A 15,546-nucleotide genomic window follows, 5' to 3' on the forward strand; every position below is an offset into this window, starting at 1 on the left:
ACTTATCTTCTTTTAAGTTCATTGGCATCTCCCCCCTTGTTTCATGATAATAGAAGCTGAGGGATTCGAACCCTCGCCAGACACGGCTTATAAGGCCGTCTCTCTAACCTGCTGAGTTAAGCTCCCTGATTTCTTGCTGTATTTTGTCGATTTTTGCGATTTTCTCTTATTGTATATTTTTCTGACATTAGGTATTATGTACTTGTCCTCAACGAGGACTCATAAACCCAGGCCTTAGCTTTTCCCAGAGCTAAGGCCACTTTTCTTTTTGCCCATCCTTGTAAAGCCCTGTCAGTAAGTACGTTGATTAGATTATACTTTGGCAGCGAAGATCGTACGTTCTTTATTCTTCTTTATACTGCTCTAAATAACGTATAATTACTTTTCCTTTATCATCACGTGTAAATTGTTCGTAGTACCATTTCCATAGCAACTTTCCGTATTCCCAATACTTAGAAAGTATCCCTTCGATGACATATATGCGCACAGGTATTGACATATCTATATCTTCTTGATCTGCTTCTTTTGATAATCTGCCGGCATTCTCCCTTAAATATTTCATTGGATCGTCTGCATTTTCCAATCCTGATTCCATCATCTCCGCCCAACGTTCTGCGTACGATAATAACGCATAACTCCAAGGATCATCGTGTTCATTGTATTTGTTGCATAATTTTCTGTATTCCTTTTCTTTTTCCTTTAATATCTTCATATCTCATTACCTCCAAATTTCATTTTTGTTTAAAACCCATTCCACACCTGCTCGCCTCTGTATAAAAAACATTCTGCATCCTGGCATTCTTCCGGAAGCAAATCCGCTATACGCTTTCTGGATCTAGATATATAAAGCTTGCTGCGAATCTTCGTATTAGGCTGCTCCCTTTCCAACATTTCATCGAACTCGACTAAGTCCTCATACTGTTCTTTGTGATTTTCTTTTATATGCTGGAAAAAATAATTTCTGTGAAACGGGCAAAACGTGCATGCACTTGCTTTTGTTTCAAGTCCCCATATATCTCGTATGTAAGCGTAGTTATCTTTTCTTTCTAAGCCCATATCAATCAGTGGGAACTTATTGACAAACATCTTATGCGGATTTTCTTTACATCGCTGTTTTTCTTCTGTTGAAAACCCAATGTGCATTTCGTGAGCTTTGATATCCTCTGTTTTAGTTCTTTCGCCTTTTTTGTACCCAAGGATGGTCCATCGCACATAGTTTTGTATAATGTTAATCTTATAATCCATCGTGCAATTTCGCATCATTTTTCCCTTTTTTCCGCTAGAATCCACTGTCCAAAACGGAACCGATACAACTCGGTTTTTCCCAAAGTTGTTAATGTAATCTTTATAAAGCGGCGACTGCAAGATGACAAATGGAATTCTGACAGCATTACATGCATTTTCGATAAATTTCACCTGGTCCATAACCCACGGTGGCTCTTTTCCGAGATCGCAAAAAGCAACTAGATCATACACCGGAACCAATGGGAACTTACCTAGCGATACCGCATTTTCACATGCCATCAATGCAAGCGCCGTGCTCTGCATTCCAGCGCCGCAACTTAATATTTTCATATCTGCCTTTGGAGTAAAATTGCAATTTTATATGGTCGACCAAAAATCTCCTTACTCCTTTCGTTTATTTCAGTTTTGAATCATTTCACGCCCTTCATATAACAGCCCCAAAATGTCTTTGATGCTTTTCCGCTCCGATGACCAAACAATGGCTTCTGGCCTATCGCATCCCACACTTCTTTCGCTGGAATCTGACATTCGGACCACTTGAATATCAACACCCCATCCTCTTTCAGCACTCTCATACACTCCTGGAATCCATCGTGTATCATTTGCGGCCAATTCTCGTCGAGTTTACCGTACTTTTTTGTCATCCACGCCGTCTCCCCGGCATCTTTTAAATGCGGCGGGTCAAAGACAACCAGCGGAAATGTATCATCCGGGAAAGGTAGAGATGTAAAATCACACTGCACATCTGGAGATACCATACATGTACGTCTTCCTTTGCTATTTCCAGACTTCCAAATACCAACAAGGTCTACGCAACGCTTGTCGCAAAACAATGCTGCCGGATTGTCCTTGTCAAACCAAATGGTTTTTGAACCGCATGTGACGTCCAAAATCTTTTTTCCTTCTAAGTTTTCCATTTCTTCTCCAAATCTTAAATAAACGCCGTAATATCATAGATTTCTGATATTTTCAGCAACACCTCCCGCATCTCTGCCTTTGACCAGATCTGCTGATAAAGTATAGCCATGATACCCTCAAATGTATCAACCCCATACTGCAGGTTGTCCAACATGATCTCATCAAACGACTCATCATCCTCCCAAAATTCTGTAGGCATATCTTTGTACCTGGCCTCATAGATCGCTCTGATCAGATCTCTAGCCGACATATCTGTATCGTAATCTCTGTACATTGCCTGCCGGTCTTTAATATAACAATCGTTATATGCCAGTTCACTCATGCTCATTTCAGAGACCGGCTTATTTCTTAAAGCAATTCCCATACCTGATACCTCCAATCTTAATTCTCAATACCATAAAACATCTTCCAATATTGATATCTAAATCTATAATTATCTACACATTCATCATCTGGAATGTCCGAATCCCAATGCCATTCTATACAATTAGCACATCTATTACAAAAACTCTTTCCGTCAGATGTACATTGATAACATCTGGATACTTTTTCAAAAACATTTTTATTTGTTCTAACAATTTCTTCAAGTTCTTTTAGATTATCTATAGCGTTCACATCTATTGATTTTGCAATATTGATATTATGTTTTATATACCATTTGATAATTTCTAGTTTTTCAGCTTTCTTTATAGAATCATCCCCTTTGAAAGTTAAATCTTAAAATTGTGAGCTAATAGTGATTAACAAAATATCATCAATCACATTCCATTCTTTTACTGTATAATAACCAAATTCTTTAATTGCTTCGCTCACATGAGTAAATTGATGTGATTTAAAATCAAATGCATCATAAATTCTAACCTGGTTATCACCGCTATACACTCTCAAAAACTCTTTTACTTTCATACAATCTCCAACTCTTAATCTTAATTTCAGTTTTACTTAACTTTTTCGACTATTTTTTCAATAAGATATTTCGCGGTTTCTGCCTGTGTATGTTTTTCTTCTGAATACCGCCTTATATCATCCGTAAGAAATGATGGTTCCACGCTATTCATATACGTTTCAATCATGGCGAGTCTTTCATTTTTATCAAAACAGCAAAACTCTACCTGTTGTCGAAATCTCCGAAGCAAAGCCTTGTCCAGTCTGTCGCATCTATTTGTGGCAGCAATAACGATCTGACCATCTACCAATCCATCCAAAGCCTGCATTAACGCTATCGTGGTCCTGCCGAGTTCTCCATCTGCACCAGTATCATTTCCACGTTCCAGTCCAATGCAATCCACTTCATCCAGCATCAGTACACATTTCTGACCTTTGCAGTAATCAAATATACGGCTCAGATTCCTTGCAGTCTGTCCCAAGTGGGAATCAATCAAATACGAAAAATTCAGATACGCATACGGCAATCCAAGTTTAAACGCTACATATTTGGCAAATTCTGTCTTGCCTGTTCCTGGGTCCCCGTAAATAAGAGTGCTGTTAGTATAGGGGATTCCGTATTCCAGCATCTTTGTGGTTGTTCTTACACCAGCTTCGATCTTACGAAAGAGTTCAGCCTGCTGATGTCCAAGATAGTATCTGTCCTCTTTAAAGTCCGACACATCCTGCATATTAATCAGTCCTTTAAGATTCATAGGGACTTCAAACAGATTCACACTTCCATTTTCCAACAGTTTTTTGTAGTAATCCGTCCTTGAAGCATTCTTTTTTGTGTTATCGTTGATGCAACAGCGTATTGCTTCATTCTTTGCGTCTTGTATTCTATTTTCAGCTAATGCACGGATACATAAAAGCATGTGTTCATCCATACCCATTATTACATTACCTCCATCAAATCTTAATATAGCCACCGTTCTGCCAGCCCGTTCGTAGTTAATTCAAGATGTTTTCTGCAAACAGTTTTATTGCGGTATCGGTTTGGCCAGCTATATTTCTGACCGTACCAAAAGCTTATGCGTATTTTTCTAGAGTCTTTTCTCCACTCTATATTTTCTCTTCTCGCCTCTTCTCTTCTTTTCCGATATCCCTCGTATGCTAATATGAATTTTCTGAATTTCTTCTTTTTCTGTCTCCCGTTCATCTTCGTCCTCCGACTCTTCGTTTAATACCGGTCCATGCTCTCGCCGACCATATCCGTCCACAGGATGCACTCCCTGGTGCCACCCGGCAACTCTACCAGACAAAAATACTTGCTCGCCTTTGACAACACCCTCGCCATAACCGGCACGCTGCCAAGCTTAATATTACCATCTCCAAACATCAGCGTTTTCACGCTCTTTACACGGATCCGACTTCCTTCCCGGGCTTTGTTACGGGCCTGTGCGATTCTCCATGTGCTGATTCCCTGCGCCCGGTTCTTGGATCTCTGCGGCTTGCCATTTCTGCTCAAATATGTATACACGGTTGATTCTGTCTTTCCGATTTTGTCAGCAATATCAGCCACCGACTTTCCTTCCATGTACAACTGCAACACAATTTTCTCTGTGCTATTTTTTCTCTCTTTCATCCTGTGCGCCCTCTTTTATATCTTTCCCGGCCTGCAATCCAATTACAAAAACAATTCCAACCATCAATACCGCAATCATGATCGGCCAGCAGACACACGCTATGCAGTCTATTGCCGTTACTTTCTTGTTTTCCCCCGCAATTCCGTGAAGGTATCCGAAAAAAAATACTGCAGTGAGACAGTACAGCACCAATACTACGATTACCCATGTTTTATCCACTCTCACCACCTCACCCTCTGACCGCACACATGACAATAACGATCTTCTCCCGGTATCACCCAGGTGTTGCATGACCGGCAATACATGACCGGCTTCAATTTTCTCAACGTTTCCGGAAGCTCGGTGCATCTCGCCTCTTTCGGCATGCTTTTCTCCATACATGCACATGCGATCTTGAGCGCTGTGCGCTCTTTCTTGTCTGCCTGAGCGGCCATCTTTTTTACTATACGATGCGCATCTTTTAATTTCATGGTTTCTCCTTCTGCGCTTCTCTCTGGTGGCGCTCCTTTTCGATACATCCCTTGCAAATGTGCAATTCTGTTCCTCGCTGCGTCTTGATCATAACATGTTCACCAGATATGACCTTCCCGCAATACTCACACATATACTCTTTCATTTTTCCTTCTTTCTCCCCCGCCGCAAAGTCAGCGGGGGCAGTACCGGCATGTCGTGACACATTACCGCAATGAAAATACATCTATGTAATGCCTAATGGCGCATTACCTATAAATAATTCCTGCCAAATATTTTCATAAAATCTTCTCTGGTGTGGGTCTTCTCAAATGCTTGCTGCCCGGTCCGGTGCATGATCTCCATGATTTCTTTATTTCCATGGACCCCCTGTTTCTGGTCCCGGTGGCAGCGTGGGCAAAGCCACACCTTCAAGCCGTATTTCTCTGACCATTTCCGGTTTGCCCCACCAAAAATATGATGCTGTTCCAGGTTCCGCAGGCACGGACAGAGGAAACACTCTTTATCCTTCTGTAAAATACTTTTTGCCATGTCAGCCCTCCCATTCTGCTGCCGTTTTGAGGCATTCCGCAGCCTCGTCAAAACCCTTGCGATGCAGGAAGTCCAATAAATACTCGTATTCGATCAGGCGTTTCTTTCCCTCTGCATTTTCTTTTTCAATTCGCTTGATCTCATCAACGTCAAGAATATTTCCTATTTTCTGGTTCACGATTTCCGCATGCTCAGACATTTTTTCATACGGTTTTCCAAATGGATCCAGGCATTGGATCATATCGACCGTATGACCAAACTCTTCATAAAATTTCAAAAGTCTCTTTGGACCGAATCCAAACTTCTGATTGAGCGTAAACAGCATTTCCGTTCTGTAAGTGTTTAGGATCCGGTTGCCCAGAAAATCATTCAAATCTTCCACGGACTTTCTGGTTACTTCCAGCGGGATGAACATGGCATTGCGCGTCTTCACCTCTTCACGCAGCCCTTCCACGCCCCGCTCCTCTACTATTCTCAGCGCCATTGCCATTCCGTCCATACGAAATTTATGGGCTTTCTGATCGACCATCCCATTCGACCGTTTCATATTCATTCTCACTGTTTTCCCTCCATCTTTATAAATCTTTTCGAATGACCAGCTAAAAGTTCTTGCACCTCCTGCCACTGATCGGCATTCTGCACACGCCGTCCCTTTGCATTGGTCCAACCGCTTTTCTCCCAATTATTGATCCAACCCTGTTTAAATGGCTCTATGATCTCATCCATTTTTGTGTATACATCAATCATACAGGGGCGGTTCATACGTTTCAGGCATTCAATCAGGGCCTGCAGCGTGTTGCTCTTCACACTGCCCTCCCGTTTCCCGAATACCTGGCGCTCATATTCTTTTCCATTTTTATCCTTAAACCGCAGGCAGCCCCAGTACTGTTCCCGGTTTCCATGGATTTCTATTCTCACACTACTTTTCATGTTGCACCTCGCTTGATGCTGTGATATACTTACATCAGTCTTGATAAGAAGACACACCTCTTAAATCCGATGTTCTGGTCGCTATGAACATCGGATTTTTTTATGGAGCAACGGGATCCCGTGCTGCTCTTCGTATGTTCTGATTTTCTGACAGTCGCACTTCTCTTCCGGATCCAGAATTGCTCCACAGTGCTCACACACTGTGTAGTATCTTCTTTTCTTTGTCATTCTCTCACTTCCTCCAGTATGCTATAAACAAATACCCATAACAGCATCGACAACAAGGTTTCCATTTTTAAATCTAAATACCCTCTCCAACAAAAGCCCAGGCACACGATAAACAGCCAGAAGCCAAAGGTTACAGCCGTAGCTATCAGCCGGTTACTCAGCCTTTTCTTGCCCACCTTAAGCGCAAGCGACACTTCGGGCATATGTACTCCGCCTTGTACTCGCACAAGGTAGAGACGTTCCACTTTAAGCCGCACATTTTGCACTTTATCCACTCTCCTTTCATCATACGATCATCCTGCGGATTTTTACCCGCTTCTCCTGTTTCGATTCCGGCTTCGGTTCCGACTTCTCTTCCACTCCGGAAAAGTATTCAATCAGTTTATCCAGGTTAATCAGATACTTATTTCCGCACATAACGTGTGGAATCTTATTTTCCAGAACCATGGTTCTGATGAAAGTCTTGTTCACCTTCGTGTCCGGATCCTGCTGTTTAAACAACTCAGCGCATTGATCAATCGTTCTCATTCTCGGTACCAAGGTTCTTTCTCCTCTCTTCCAGTAACAGTTCGCTCTCTCTGGTCGCAATTGCCGTATTCAGCTGATCCACCTCATAGTCTTCCATCAGCCCCAAAAACTGCAGTGCCTGAATCTGACCGCGGTACTCATTACACGCGCTTAAAAATCCACAGCGTGGAATGTTCTTGTGCAGCATCTTAATTAAAACCTCTGCTCTCTCTCTTTCCACCAGAACCATCTCAATACCATTTCTTTTCATTATGATTCTCCTCTCTTCATGCTTCCTGCTGCCACGCCCTGCGCGAAATAGTAGGACGCCATTACCACGTCACCACGTTGTTCCTCCGGAAGACTTTTCAGGTATCTCATCAGTTTCTCTGCATCCTTCATCCGGATGTCTTTTCCTACGGTTCTGTTCTCCATACTGGTTCTCCTTTCTTCTTATTGTTGTTTGCCACCGTCTCCGGCTGTATAATGTAATAAAATTCTGTCGGAGGTGATTTTTTTGAATTCAAAATATGTAAATGTGTATTGCCCGCGTTCATTATGTGTCTATCAGTTTTTCTATTATCCTGTTACTATCGGAAATGAGAAAAAACCGTTCCCTGCTGGTTGTAATTTCTGCGAGCCGGAAAAAACTATTTGCCAACATTGCACAGATTCTGTTCTGAAAATCCTGCTTGCATGTCTTTCTTCCGGCAAAGCCGTTCCAAATCCGATTCGGACAAACATAGAGCTTTTTTCAGATCATTTGGAAGATTCAGATCTTTAGCAAGTTCATTCATCGCTACCTGCAGGGCCTCCAGCGTGTGTTCCTTTAATTTTTCTTTTTCCGGCTCAGATAAAGGAACACCCTGCGGCAGCGGCTGATATTTTCCAAGTGCTACATCTTTCAAAATCTGTGATAAATGAAAGAGCATTTCCTCTTTATCCACTTTTCTCTCACTCCTTTCTTTTAATGCGTTTCTTTTGTGGTTCTAAAACCATTATATGTGGCTATAAATCATTTGTCAATATCTTTTTTGTGGCAATAAAACATTTTTGTTGACATGCCACATTTCACAGTCTATAATAAGTACATCAGAAAGGAGGTGTTGGTCATGAATGAGCGTCTTAAAGAGCTTCGAAAGACTTTGAACTTAACCCAGCAGGCATTTGCCGACCGCCTTGGCGTTAAGCGTAACACGGTCGCCACTTACGAAACCGGGAAAAGCAACCCAAGCGATGCCGCAGTTCTTCTCATCTGTAGAGAATTCAAAGTTAGTGAAATCTGGTTGCGATATGGAACCGGCGAAATGTTTGTTCCAGAACCGGAAAGCGAGCTGGAATCTTTAAAGGAGCGATATAACCTTTCGCAGACAGAATGTTCTCTGATTGATTTCTTTGTGAATATGAATGAAAAAGATCGGAAGACGGTATTAGACTTTGTTGTACACGCTGCGGATGCCATCCGCGAAAATGATTTATTCTTCGGTGTTCCGGGAACTCCGGAAGAACTGGAGACAAAATATCCACCAGTAAGAACCATAAAAAAAGACGTCGGATAATATATGCACCCCGCCGTCGATCAGTTTAAGAGTAAATAGATTTGAGTATGTCCTCGAAAATTGAGATTTATGTATAGTGTTCTGACAGATCTATAATACAAAGCATAGATTCTGTTTGATCCATAGTAGATGTACTCCTTTCTCATTGGCCCTTCGGCTGGGTGCTATGTTATTATAACGCATTAGATAAACGAATGTTTGTGGTAATTATTGGCAATTCAGGAGGTACTTATGAAACGTGAGTGGAATCCTGTAATATATTCTGGATGTTGTTATGCTTTATGCGCTTTTATAGCAAGTTTTATATTCAACAGTTGGCCTGGTGAAGACTCTTTTTTCAAGGTTTGGATCTTTTGCCTAGTCCCAGCCTGCTTCACACTATTTACTTTAAGCTCAATATATGATTTCGAAGAAACTAAGGATGCGTATTACGAATCAAAATTGGCAGACAAACGCAACGATATTATTTCAGATGATAATAGCAAACCCGCTCCTGTTCCTTCACCTCTTACGTTATCTAACTCTTTAAACAAACAGATACATGTACAGTTAAAGGATGATCCTTATTGCCGTACACCACTCGAATCATTATTAGCTGAAAAGAATTGTGTTATTTTATCAGCGCAATCTGCATTGAATGAATTGAAACGGCGTAATAAAGAACTAGAAATAAAGAATTCCGACTTGAAAAGTGCTTTAAATTCAGCAGAACACCAGATTGAATCTCTCACCGATTCACTTCATAGTTCTGAATCAACATATTATGAGAAGCTTGAAAAATTAGCGAACGAAAACACAGATTTAAAATCAAAACTCTATTCCTGCGAAACTGAAATTGATTACCTGCGCAAGCGCAATTCACGTCCCTATGCTTCCTGGAATATGGAAATTGTACAGTTAAGAGCTGCCCTTGATAATATGGAAAATGAAAGAGATGCATTAAGAAACAAGTGTAATGAGTATCAGCGTTTAATTAAAGATTCAAAAAAATGACTTAGAAAACAAAAGCCGCCCGATGTTGGCGCACCGAACGGCTTTTTACATAGATAATCTCTTTCGGATGTGTACCGGAATGATAGAATACCTACGAGCAATAGAATTATATCATTCCTGGTGCACCTGTGCAAGAGGTGTATTTTTTATACCCATTTTTAAGGAGGGATGATTATGGCATCCATAGAGAAACGTGGAAACACTTATAAGATCACGGTGTCCTGCGGTTATGACTCATACGGCAAGAAGATCCGGGAAACCGATACTTTTGTTCCTGATCCGAAGTGGTCCGAAGACCGCGCCCAGAAAGAAGCCGAAAAATATGCCGTACGATTTGAGGACCGGATCCGGGCCGGAGGCAGCACATCCGGAGATAAAACAACCTTCGAAAAGTTCTCCCGGATATTTCTGGCAGACATGAAAGAATCTAAGGATCTGGCAGAGTCCACGCTTGCTGATTACGAGCAGCGTCTCAGAGATCGCATTATCCCGGCTATAGGGCAGATGAAGCTGACGCAGATTACCAATCATGTTGTCAAGGAATTTTTGAAGGAACTTCGAAAAGATAATTCCCGGCTGGATGGTAAAAAAGGTGCTTTGTCTGAAGGTACTGTGACCAAATACCGCGCAGCCATCAGCACGATTTTGTCCTACGCGGTCGAGGAAGGCTATCTTTCTATCAACCCACTGATCTATGCCGGGAAGCAGCGTGGCCGCGGCAGGGTCAAGCGGGAATACAAAACCAAGCAGCTCACGATTGATCAGGCAAAACGTTTTTTGTGGATTCTGGATCATCCTGTTACTATCCGGCGTAAGGCGCATTCAGTGAAACGCGCAGGAAAAACAGTGCAGATCAAAGAATATGATCAGCTGTGGTCCCTGGATTTGAAATGGCAGCTGTTTTTCTACATCGCGCTTTTCACTGGCGCCAGGCGTGGAGAAATTGTTTCGCTTCTGTGGAGTGATATTGATTTTTCGAAGAATACGATTCACTTTTCCAAATCCACGGCCGTTGTAAAAGGGGAGATCATACACAAAGAAACCAAAACCTACGCAACCAGACAGTGCTCTGTTCCGGACATTGTAATCAGTGCTGCAAAAAGGCTGATGAATGAACAGAAACAGATCTGTCTGCAGCTTGGTGACTACTGGAAAGGTTCCCGCGGCAAGCAGTTCCGGGATAATTTTGTTTTCATCCGCGACGATGGCGCTCAGATGCATGTGGACAGTCCGCGGACGGAGTTTAAGCGAGTGATCCGAATTTACAACAGCAATGTCGCAAAGGACGAAACCGAAATGATACCAGATAACTTAACGCTGCATGATCTCCGGCACACCACCGCTTCCATCTTGATCAACAAAAAACTGGACCCAAGGTCTGTATCCGGTGTCCTGGGACACGCCAATACCAGCACAACATTAAACATCTACGCATATTTCTTTCACCAGAGCAGCACAGAAGCTGCGGATATCATGAGTAGTGCTCTCTTGTCTGAGCCTGTGGCAAACCACGCATAATAGTAATTTTGGGGACTACTTTTTCGATAGTCCCCAAATAGTCCCCAAACACCATATTTTTATAGTTTTTCAGTTCTTAAAACTAACCCACAAAACGCCGAAAACCCTTGATTTCTCAAGGGTTTTCTTCATAAGCTCCTGGCCGGACTCGAACCGGCGACCCACGCATTACGAATGCGTTGCGCTACCAACTGCGCTACAGAAGCGTCCTAACAAAAATGCTTTGGACAAAAATCCAAAGCATATGACCTCATCGGGAATCGAACCCGAGTTTACGCCGTGAGAGGGCGTCGTCTTAACCGCTTGACCATGAGGCCATTCCTTCAGGTAAAACCTGAAGTGAGTCGAGGCGACAAGATTCGAACTTGCGACCTCTGCGTCCCGAACGCAGCGCTCTACCAAACTGAGCCACGCCTCGCTACGTTCAGTAGTATAATATAAATTGTGTTAATTGTCAACAACAATTTGAATCTTTTTTTATTTTATGATTTAAATTTATAATTCCCGGTCCAGCATCGCTTCAAACTCATCCTGCGGCATTGGCTTTGCGTAATAAAAGCCCTGAAAAAAATCGCAGCCGTTCTTTTTCAAAAACTCCGTCTGCTCCTTCGTTTCCACACCTTCTGCGATCACCTTCATATCGAGACTATGCGCCAGGTCGATCAGCGCAATGAGGATGTTGTCCGTTTTCTTGCTGGTGCCAATTTTCTGTACAAATCCCATATCCAGCTTAATGATATCGAATTCATAGTCGCGCACGGTGCTGAATGAAGAAATTCCGCTTCCAAAATCGTCGATCAGGATCTTCGTTCCCTTTTTCTGCAACCCGGTCAAAAATTTACTTCCGCTTTCGGTAATATCTGCATAAGCAGACTCTGTGAGTTCATAATGGAACATACTGACCGGAATTTTCTTATCATTTACATTTTCCCAGATGCGTCCCATGATGTCTTTGTCCATCAGGTCCATACGGGAAAGGTTTACCGCAACCGGAAGGACCTTTTTTCCCTCCTGTTTTCGTTTCCGGATCATTTCCCTTACCGTTCTGTTTACAAATGTATCCAGCTTGGTAATATGGCCGCTGTTTTCCAGCACTGGGATGAACCGCCCCGGAAGGACCGGATTTTTCTTATCCGGGATCCAACGGACCAGAGCCTCCGCAGAAACGATTTCTTCGGTTTTCGCATCATAGACCGGCTGATAATAGACACAGAACTCATTCTTTTCAATGGCCTGTTCCAGATTGATCATCACACGGCTATTATCATCGTATTCCATTTTCATGCTTTCATCGTAAATGGCATACGGCTGCACATACTGGTTAGAAATATAATTCTTTGCCAGCTTTGCCCGGTCGCACATATCCGATACGCTTAACGTACACTGTTTCGAGACATAATAAATGCCGCAACGCCCATGGAGTTCAATGTCTGTCTTTCCGTCATGATAAGAATAATGCAAAAGCTGGTTCATCTGATCCAACTTTAAGTTAGCGGTATCCACGAACGCCACAAAACGGTCTGCCTCCATACGAGCCGTTACGAGTGGTTTTAGGAAGCTTTTTTCCAGAACATCCACGATTTTCTTTAAAATACGGTCTCCCTTCTCGTAACCAAACAGATCATTAATGGCTTTAAAGCGCTGGATATTAAAAAACAAAATTGCATACTGGGCATCGGACTGTTTTCGCAGGATTTCACCCACCTGCCGGAGAAATCCTGCACGGTTTGGAAGTCCTGTAAGCGGATCTGTTTCCAGTTCTTTTGTCATATCGTCCGCAACCAGCAACAGCATATTTTCAGATTTGTCAAACCAGTAATAAGTATAACGTTCCGTCAGCTTATCAGTTGTCTGCACGGCAAACGAATGCATTCCCTTCTCTTCCATTGTTTTTCTTAAAAATGTAAGATTGGTTTTGGAAAGGAAACGTTCCCTGTCATTTGGATGAATATGATGCCCGCAAACCAGCTCTGCTGCTTTTTTATATGGGATATTTTTACGTTTCTTTATGTCGATGTCTTCCAAATGGCAACTGCGGAAATTTATGATTTCCCGGTCCAGGCTGATCAGGCTGAGCAGCGTATAATCTTTCTGGTAAAGCACTTCGTTGGTAACATTATCCAGATATTCCTGTGTGATATCTTCGATGAACATTTGGGCTTCCACATGGCCGGTGACCGTGTTTTCAAATAGATAAATGGTCACCTTATCTACCAGCATCATATCTCTATTTACAAGATGACACCGGTATACCAGAAACCGTTTTCCATGTTTATATTCACGTAAAAGTGAGGAAACACTGAATTCTTTTTTCATGGTTTCCAATACTTTCGGCGTGGATGCATATACAAAAACATGACGTTCCATCCATGCTTCCATGGTCTCTTTCGTGTCATTTTCCTGTCGTCTTCCCTGGCGCATAACTGCAAGAATGATTCCATCTGTTATGTCAATGTGCAGTGCTTTTCTTAATCGCTCGGTTTGTTCTGTCTGTAAAACCACAATCACACCTCATTCAAATAAATACTCGTAATGATTTTCGCATCGTCACCGTTATCGGCACTGCTTTTTATGCTCCCAGAAGCTTTCTGACCATATCACGGTCAAATGTCACTTCTGCAACATGGTCTACCTCGATCTGGTATAATGCATTTGCCGCAATATGCTCTGCTGCCTGCTCCAGATCACGGATTCCGCTGGTTCCGGCAAAAAACTCTACCACCGCATCCAGGCCATCCGGTGCCACATTGCACTCTCCGTCTTTTAATCCCATGCGTTTTAATACCTTCGGCAGTGCAAATCTGGAAAAGATGATTTTCTTTTCCTCTGCCGTATAATCCGGGATATCGATCACCGCAAAACGTGACATGAGCGGCGCGCTGATCTGGGACTTATCGTTGGCTGTCGCGATCGGGTAAACGCCAACAGTTGGGATCATACATTCCATGTAGTTGTCAGTAAAACCAAGATTATCGAGCAGAGTCAGCAGTACATCGGCCGGATTTCCGTTTCCTTTTCCGGAAGCTGCCTTATCCAGCTCATTGATGATAAATACCAGGTTGGACTCCCCTGCCATGGAAAAGGCATCCATGATAATGCCCGGCTTTGCGTTCGCGTAGATACGGGAGCTGCCGGTCAGCTGCTCCGGATCGTTGATGGAGCTCATATCCAGGGTGGTCCATGGAAGCTTTAAGATACGGGCTACTGCGTAGGCGATCTGGGACTTTCCGGTTCCGGCAGGTCCTACCAATAAAAGTCCATAAGCAGGAAGGGTATGCGTACGGTTGATCTGGATGATCGTCTCGATGATACGCTGTTTCACACGCTCCATTCCATATAATTCTTCATCCAGGATCCTGCGTGCTTCCTTTGGATCGATTGACTCAAAGTAGTTGCTCTTCCACTGGACATTCATCATAATAGACAGTGCGCGCTGTGCGTGACGGCGTTCCTCCGGGGATACCTCGTGGGAACGTGCTACTGCCAGATTTCTCCGCGCCCAGAGACGGATGTTGTCTGGAAGGGTTCTTCCAGCACAATTCATGAAATCCGTGATACTCTGAATGCTGGTCAGCTTCATATCGTCGCCAGCTTCTTCCAGTCTTTCATCGACTACGTCCTCGCCCGGTGCATTGCTCGCAAACAGGCGCTCGATCATAAACTGCAAAAAGCCGTCTTCTGCCGAAAGCTTGGTGCCGCCGCCGAACGCCGTTTCCCGGATTTTGTAAACAGCATACCCTTCCGGACAGTTTTCGCCGGACAGACGGACACTGATATGATTTTCCCCAAGCCATTTTAACAGGCTGACAAAGCGGGCATCAATTTTTAAAATATCGGCGCTTACCGTTCCATCCTCCTCCTGGAATTCGAAGGTGGTACGTTTTACCGGATTCGTAAACATTCCGCAGGAATGATGCTGCCATTTCCGTTTTTTGTTATCGAGGACAAGGATCGGTTTCTCAGGAGAAGCCTCCGGCTCACTGGACCGAAATGTGGTATACATGCACTCACCCGGATTCTTTGCGTCCGGAGCATCGCTGAAATCAAATACTGGCATACTGTTTTCCCCTTTTATCTCAAGTATCGTCTAATATCCTATGATCTGATGTCGATCACAATATTCTGAATCACCA

The 15,546-nt window shown here is 43.0% G+C and carries 23 protein-coding genes and 4 tRNA genes; 3 read left to right on the top strand and 24 right to left on the bottom strand.

Annotated elements, in window-relative coordinates; genetic code table 11:
- Nucleotides 1-50: 50 nt before the first annotated feature.
- The 19 genes from DWZ40_RS10255 to DWZ40_RS10345 form a co-directional block, all read right to left on the bottom strand.
- Nucleotides 51-126: transfer RNA gene (locus DWZ40_RS10255), tRNA-Ile, on the bottom strand.
- A 217-nt stretch (nt 127-343) separates the two neighbouring features.
- Entirely contained in the window at nt 344-712 is a 369-nt protein-coding gene (locus DWZ40_RS10260; RefSeq protein ID WP_118542958.1) for a hypothetical protein, read from the bottom strand.
- Nucleotides 713-741: 29 nt separating this feature from the next.
- Nucleotides 742-1,575 carry a hypothetical protein gene (locus DWZ40_RS10265; RefSeq protein WP_118542959.1) on the bottom strand — a complete coding sequence of 278 codons (834 nt, stop codon included), beginning with the start codon at nt 1,573-1,575 and terminating at the stop codon, nt 742-744.
- Nucleotides 1,576-1,655: 80 nt separating this feature from the next.
- The gene (locus DWZ40_RS10270; protein ID WP_118542960.1) at nt 1,656-2,162 is read right to left on the bottom strand and encodes a class I SAM-dependent methyltransferase; all 507 of its coding nucleotides are present in this window, start codon (nt 2,160-2,162) and stop codon (nt 1,656-1,658) included.
- 14 nt (nt 2,163-2,176) lie between these two features.
- Nucleotides 2,177-2,527 carry a hypothetical protein gene (locus tag DWZ40_RS10275; protein WP_118542961.1) on the bottom strand — a complete coding sequence of 117 codons (351 nt, stop codon included), beginning with the start codon at nt 2,525-2,527 and terminating at the stop codon, nt 2,177-2,179.
- 353 nt (nt 2,528-2,880) lie between these two features.
- Nucleotides 2,881-3,069: a hypothetical protein gene (locus DWZ40_RS10280; protein ID WP_118542962.1), complete on the bottom strand. Its 189-nt coding sequence runs from the start codon at nt 3,067-3,069 to the stop codon at nt 2,881-2,883.
- 32 nt (nt 3,070-3,101) lie between these two features.
- A complete protein-coding gene (locus tag DWZ40_RS10285) occupies nt 3,102-3,983 on the bottom strand; it encodes an ATP-binding protein (RefSeq protein ID WP_118542963.1) in 882 nt (293 codons plus the stop codon).
- Nucleotides 3,984-4,006: 23 nt separating this feature from the next.
- On the bottom strand, nt 4,007-4,249 hold the full coding sequence (locus DWZ40_RS10290; protein WP_118542964.1) for a hypothetical protein: 243 nt from the start codon (nt 4,247-4,249) through the stop codon (nt 4,007-4,009).
- A gap of 21 nt (nt 4,250-4,270) precedes the next feature.
- Nucleotides 4,271-4,675 carry a sigma factor-like helix-turn-helix DNA-binding protein gene (locus tag DWZ40_RS10295; protein WP_118542965.1) on the bottom strand — a complete coding sequence of 135 codons (405 nt, stop codon included), beginning with the start codon at nt 4,673-4,675 and terminating at the stop codon, nt 4,271-4,273.
- Nucleotides 4,656-4,895, bottom strand: coding sequence for a hypothetical protein (locus DWZ40_RS10300; protein ID WP_118542966.1), 240 nt, complete (start codon nt 4,893-4,895; stop codon nt 4,656-4,658). Before DWZ40_RS10300 ends, DWZ40_RS10295 begins: the two co-directional genes overlap by 20 nt.
- A 2-nt stretch (nt 4,896-4,897) precedes the next feature.
- A complete protein-coding gene (locus DWZ40_RS10305) occupies nt 4,898-5,146 on the bottom strand; it encodes a hypothetical protein (protein WP_118542967.1) in 249 nt (82 codons plus the stop codon).
- Between the two features lie 253 nt (nt 5,147-5,399).
- On the bottom strand, nt 5,400-5,678 hold the full coding sequence (locus tag DWZ40_RS10315; RefSeq protein WP_118542969.1) for a hypothetical protein: 279 nt from the start codon (nt 5,676-5,678) through the stop codon (nt 5,400-5,402).
- A 1-nt stretch (nt 5,679) separates the two neighbouring features.
- Entirely contained in the window at nt 5,680-6,237 is a 558-nt protein-coding gene (locus DWZ40_RS10320) for a hypothetical protein (RefSeq protein WP_147354183.1), read from the bottom strand.
- A complete protein-coding gene (locus DWZ40_RS10325; RefSeq protein ID WP_118542971.1) occupies nt 6,234-6,608 on the bottom strand; it encodes an RNase H family protein in 375 nt (124 codons plus the stop codon). Before DWZ40_RS10325 ends, DWZ40_RS10320 begins: the two co-directional genes overlap by 4 nt.
- Nucleotides 6,609-6,832: 224 nt before the next feature.
- Nucleotides 6,833-7,039 carry a hypothetical protein gene (locus DWZ40_RS10330; RefSeq protein ID WP_207664507.1) on the bottom strand — a complete coding sequence of 69 codons (207 nt, stop codon included), beginning with the start codon at nt 7,037-7,039 and terminating at the stop codon, nt 6,833-6,835.
- 82 nt (nt 7,040-7,121) lie between these two features.
- Complete coding sequence (locus DWZ40_RS10335) at nt 7,122-7,376, bottom strand: DNA-binding protein (RefSeq protein ID WP_243035305.1); 255 nt, start codon at nt 7,374-7,376, stop codon at nt 7,122-7,124.
- The gene (locus DWZ40_RS10340; protein ID WP_118542974.1) at nt 7,351-7,614 is read right to left on the bottom strand and encodes a hypothetical protein; all 264 of its coding nucleotides are present in this window, start codon (nt 7,612-7,614) and stop codon (nt 7,351-7,353) included. The genes DWZ40_RS10335 and DWZ40_RS10340 overlap by 26 nt, the downstream gene beginning before the upstream one ends.
- On the bottom strand, nt 7,614-7,778 hold the full coding sequence (locus tag DWZ40_RS19570; RefSeq protein WP_182431713.1) for a hypothetical protein: 165 nt from the start codon (nt 7,776-7,778) through the stop codon (nt 7,614-7,616). The genes DWZ40_RS10340 and DWZ40_RS19570 overlap by 1 nt, the downstream gene beginning before the upstream one ends.
- A gap of 215 nt (nt 7,779-7,993) precedes the next feature.
- Nucleotides 7,994-8,290, bottom strand: coding sequence for a hypothetical protein (locus DWZ40_RS10345; RefSeq protein ID WP_118542975.1), 297 nt, complete (start codon nt 8,288-8,290; stop codon nt 7,994-7,996).
- A 165-nt stretch (nt 8,291-8,455) separates the two neighbouring features.
- Between DWZ40_RS10345 and DWZ40_RS10350 the strand changes: the two genes are divergently transcribed.
- The 3 genes from DWZ40_RS10350 (at nt 8,456) to DWZ40_RS10360 (ending at nt 11,413) form a co-directional block, all read left to right on the top strand.
- Nucleotides 8,456-8,902 carry a helix-turn-helix transcriptional regulator gene (locus DWZ40_RS10350; RefSeq protein WP_118542976.1) on the top strand — a complete coding sequence of 149 codons (447 nt, stop codon included), beginning with the start codon at nt 8,456-8,458 and terminating at the stop codon, nt 8,900-8,902.
- Between the two features lie 231 nt (nt 8,903-9,133).
- Nucleotides 9,134-9,895, top strand: a complete 762-nt coding sequence (locus DWZ40_RS10355; protein ID WP_118542977.1) for a hypothetical protein — start codon at nt 9,134-9,136, stop codon at nt 9,893-9,895.
- A gap of 174 nt (nt 9,896-10,069) precedes the next feature.
- On the top strand, nt 10,070-11,413 hold the full coding sequence (locus DWZ40_RS10360; RefSeq protein ID WP_118542978.1) for a tyrosine-type recombinase/integrase: 1,344 nt from the start codon (nt 10,070-10,072) through the stop codon (nt 11,411-11,413).
- Between the two features lie 133 nt (nt 11,414-11,546).
- On the opposite strand, the gene DWZ40_RS10365 is transcribed toward DWZ40_RS10360, so the two are convergent.
- The 5 genes from DWZ40_RS10365 to DWZ40_RS10385 all read right to left on the bottom strand — a co-directional run bounded on the left by DWZ40_RS10365 (nt 11,547) and on the right by DWZ40_RS10385 (nt 15,470).
- Nucleotides 11,547-11,619, bottom strand: a tRNA-Thr gene (locus DWZ40_RS10365).
- Nucleotides 11,620-11,658: 39 nt separating this feature from the next.
- Nucleotides 11,659-11,730, bottom strand: a tRNA-Glu gene (locus tag DWZ40_RS10370).
- 27 nt (nt 11,731-11,757) lie between these two features.
- Nucleotides 11,758-11,831: transfer RNA gene (locus tag DWZ40_RS10375), tRNA-Pro, on the bottom strand.
- Between the two features lie 77 nt (nt 11,832-11,908).
- A complete protein-coding gene (locus DWZ40_RS10380; RefSeq protein WP_118542979.1) occupies nt 11,909-13,915 on the bottom strand; it encodes a bifunctional diguanylate cyclase/phosphodiesterase in 2,007 nt (668 codons plus the stop codon).
- A gap of 67 nt (nt 13,916-13,982) precedes the next feature.
- Nucleotides 13,983-15,470 carry an AAA family ATPase gene (locus tag DWZ40_RS10385; RefSeq protein WP_118542980.1) on the bottom strand — a complete coding sequence of 496 codons (1,488 nt, stop codon included), beginning with the start codon at nt 15,468-15,470 and terminating at the stop codon, nt 13,983-13,985.
- Nucleotides 15,471-15,546 lie beyond the last annotated feature (76 nt).

Source organism: Clostridium sp. AF32-12BH (assembly GCF_003477935.1).
Classification (GTDB): domain Bacteria; phylum Bacillota; class Clostridia; order Lachnospirales; family Lachnospiraceae; genus Brotaphodocola.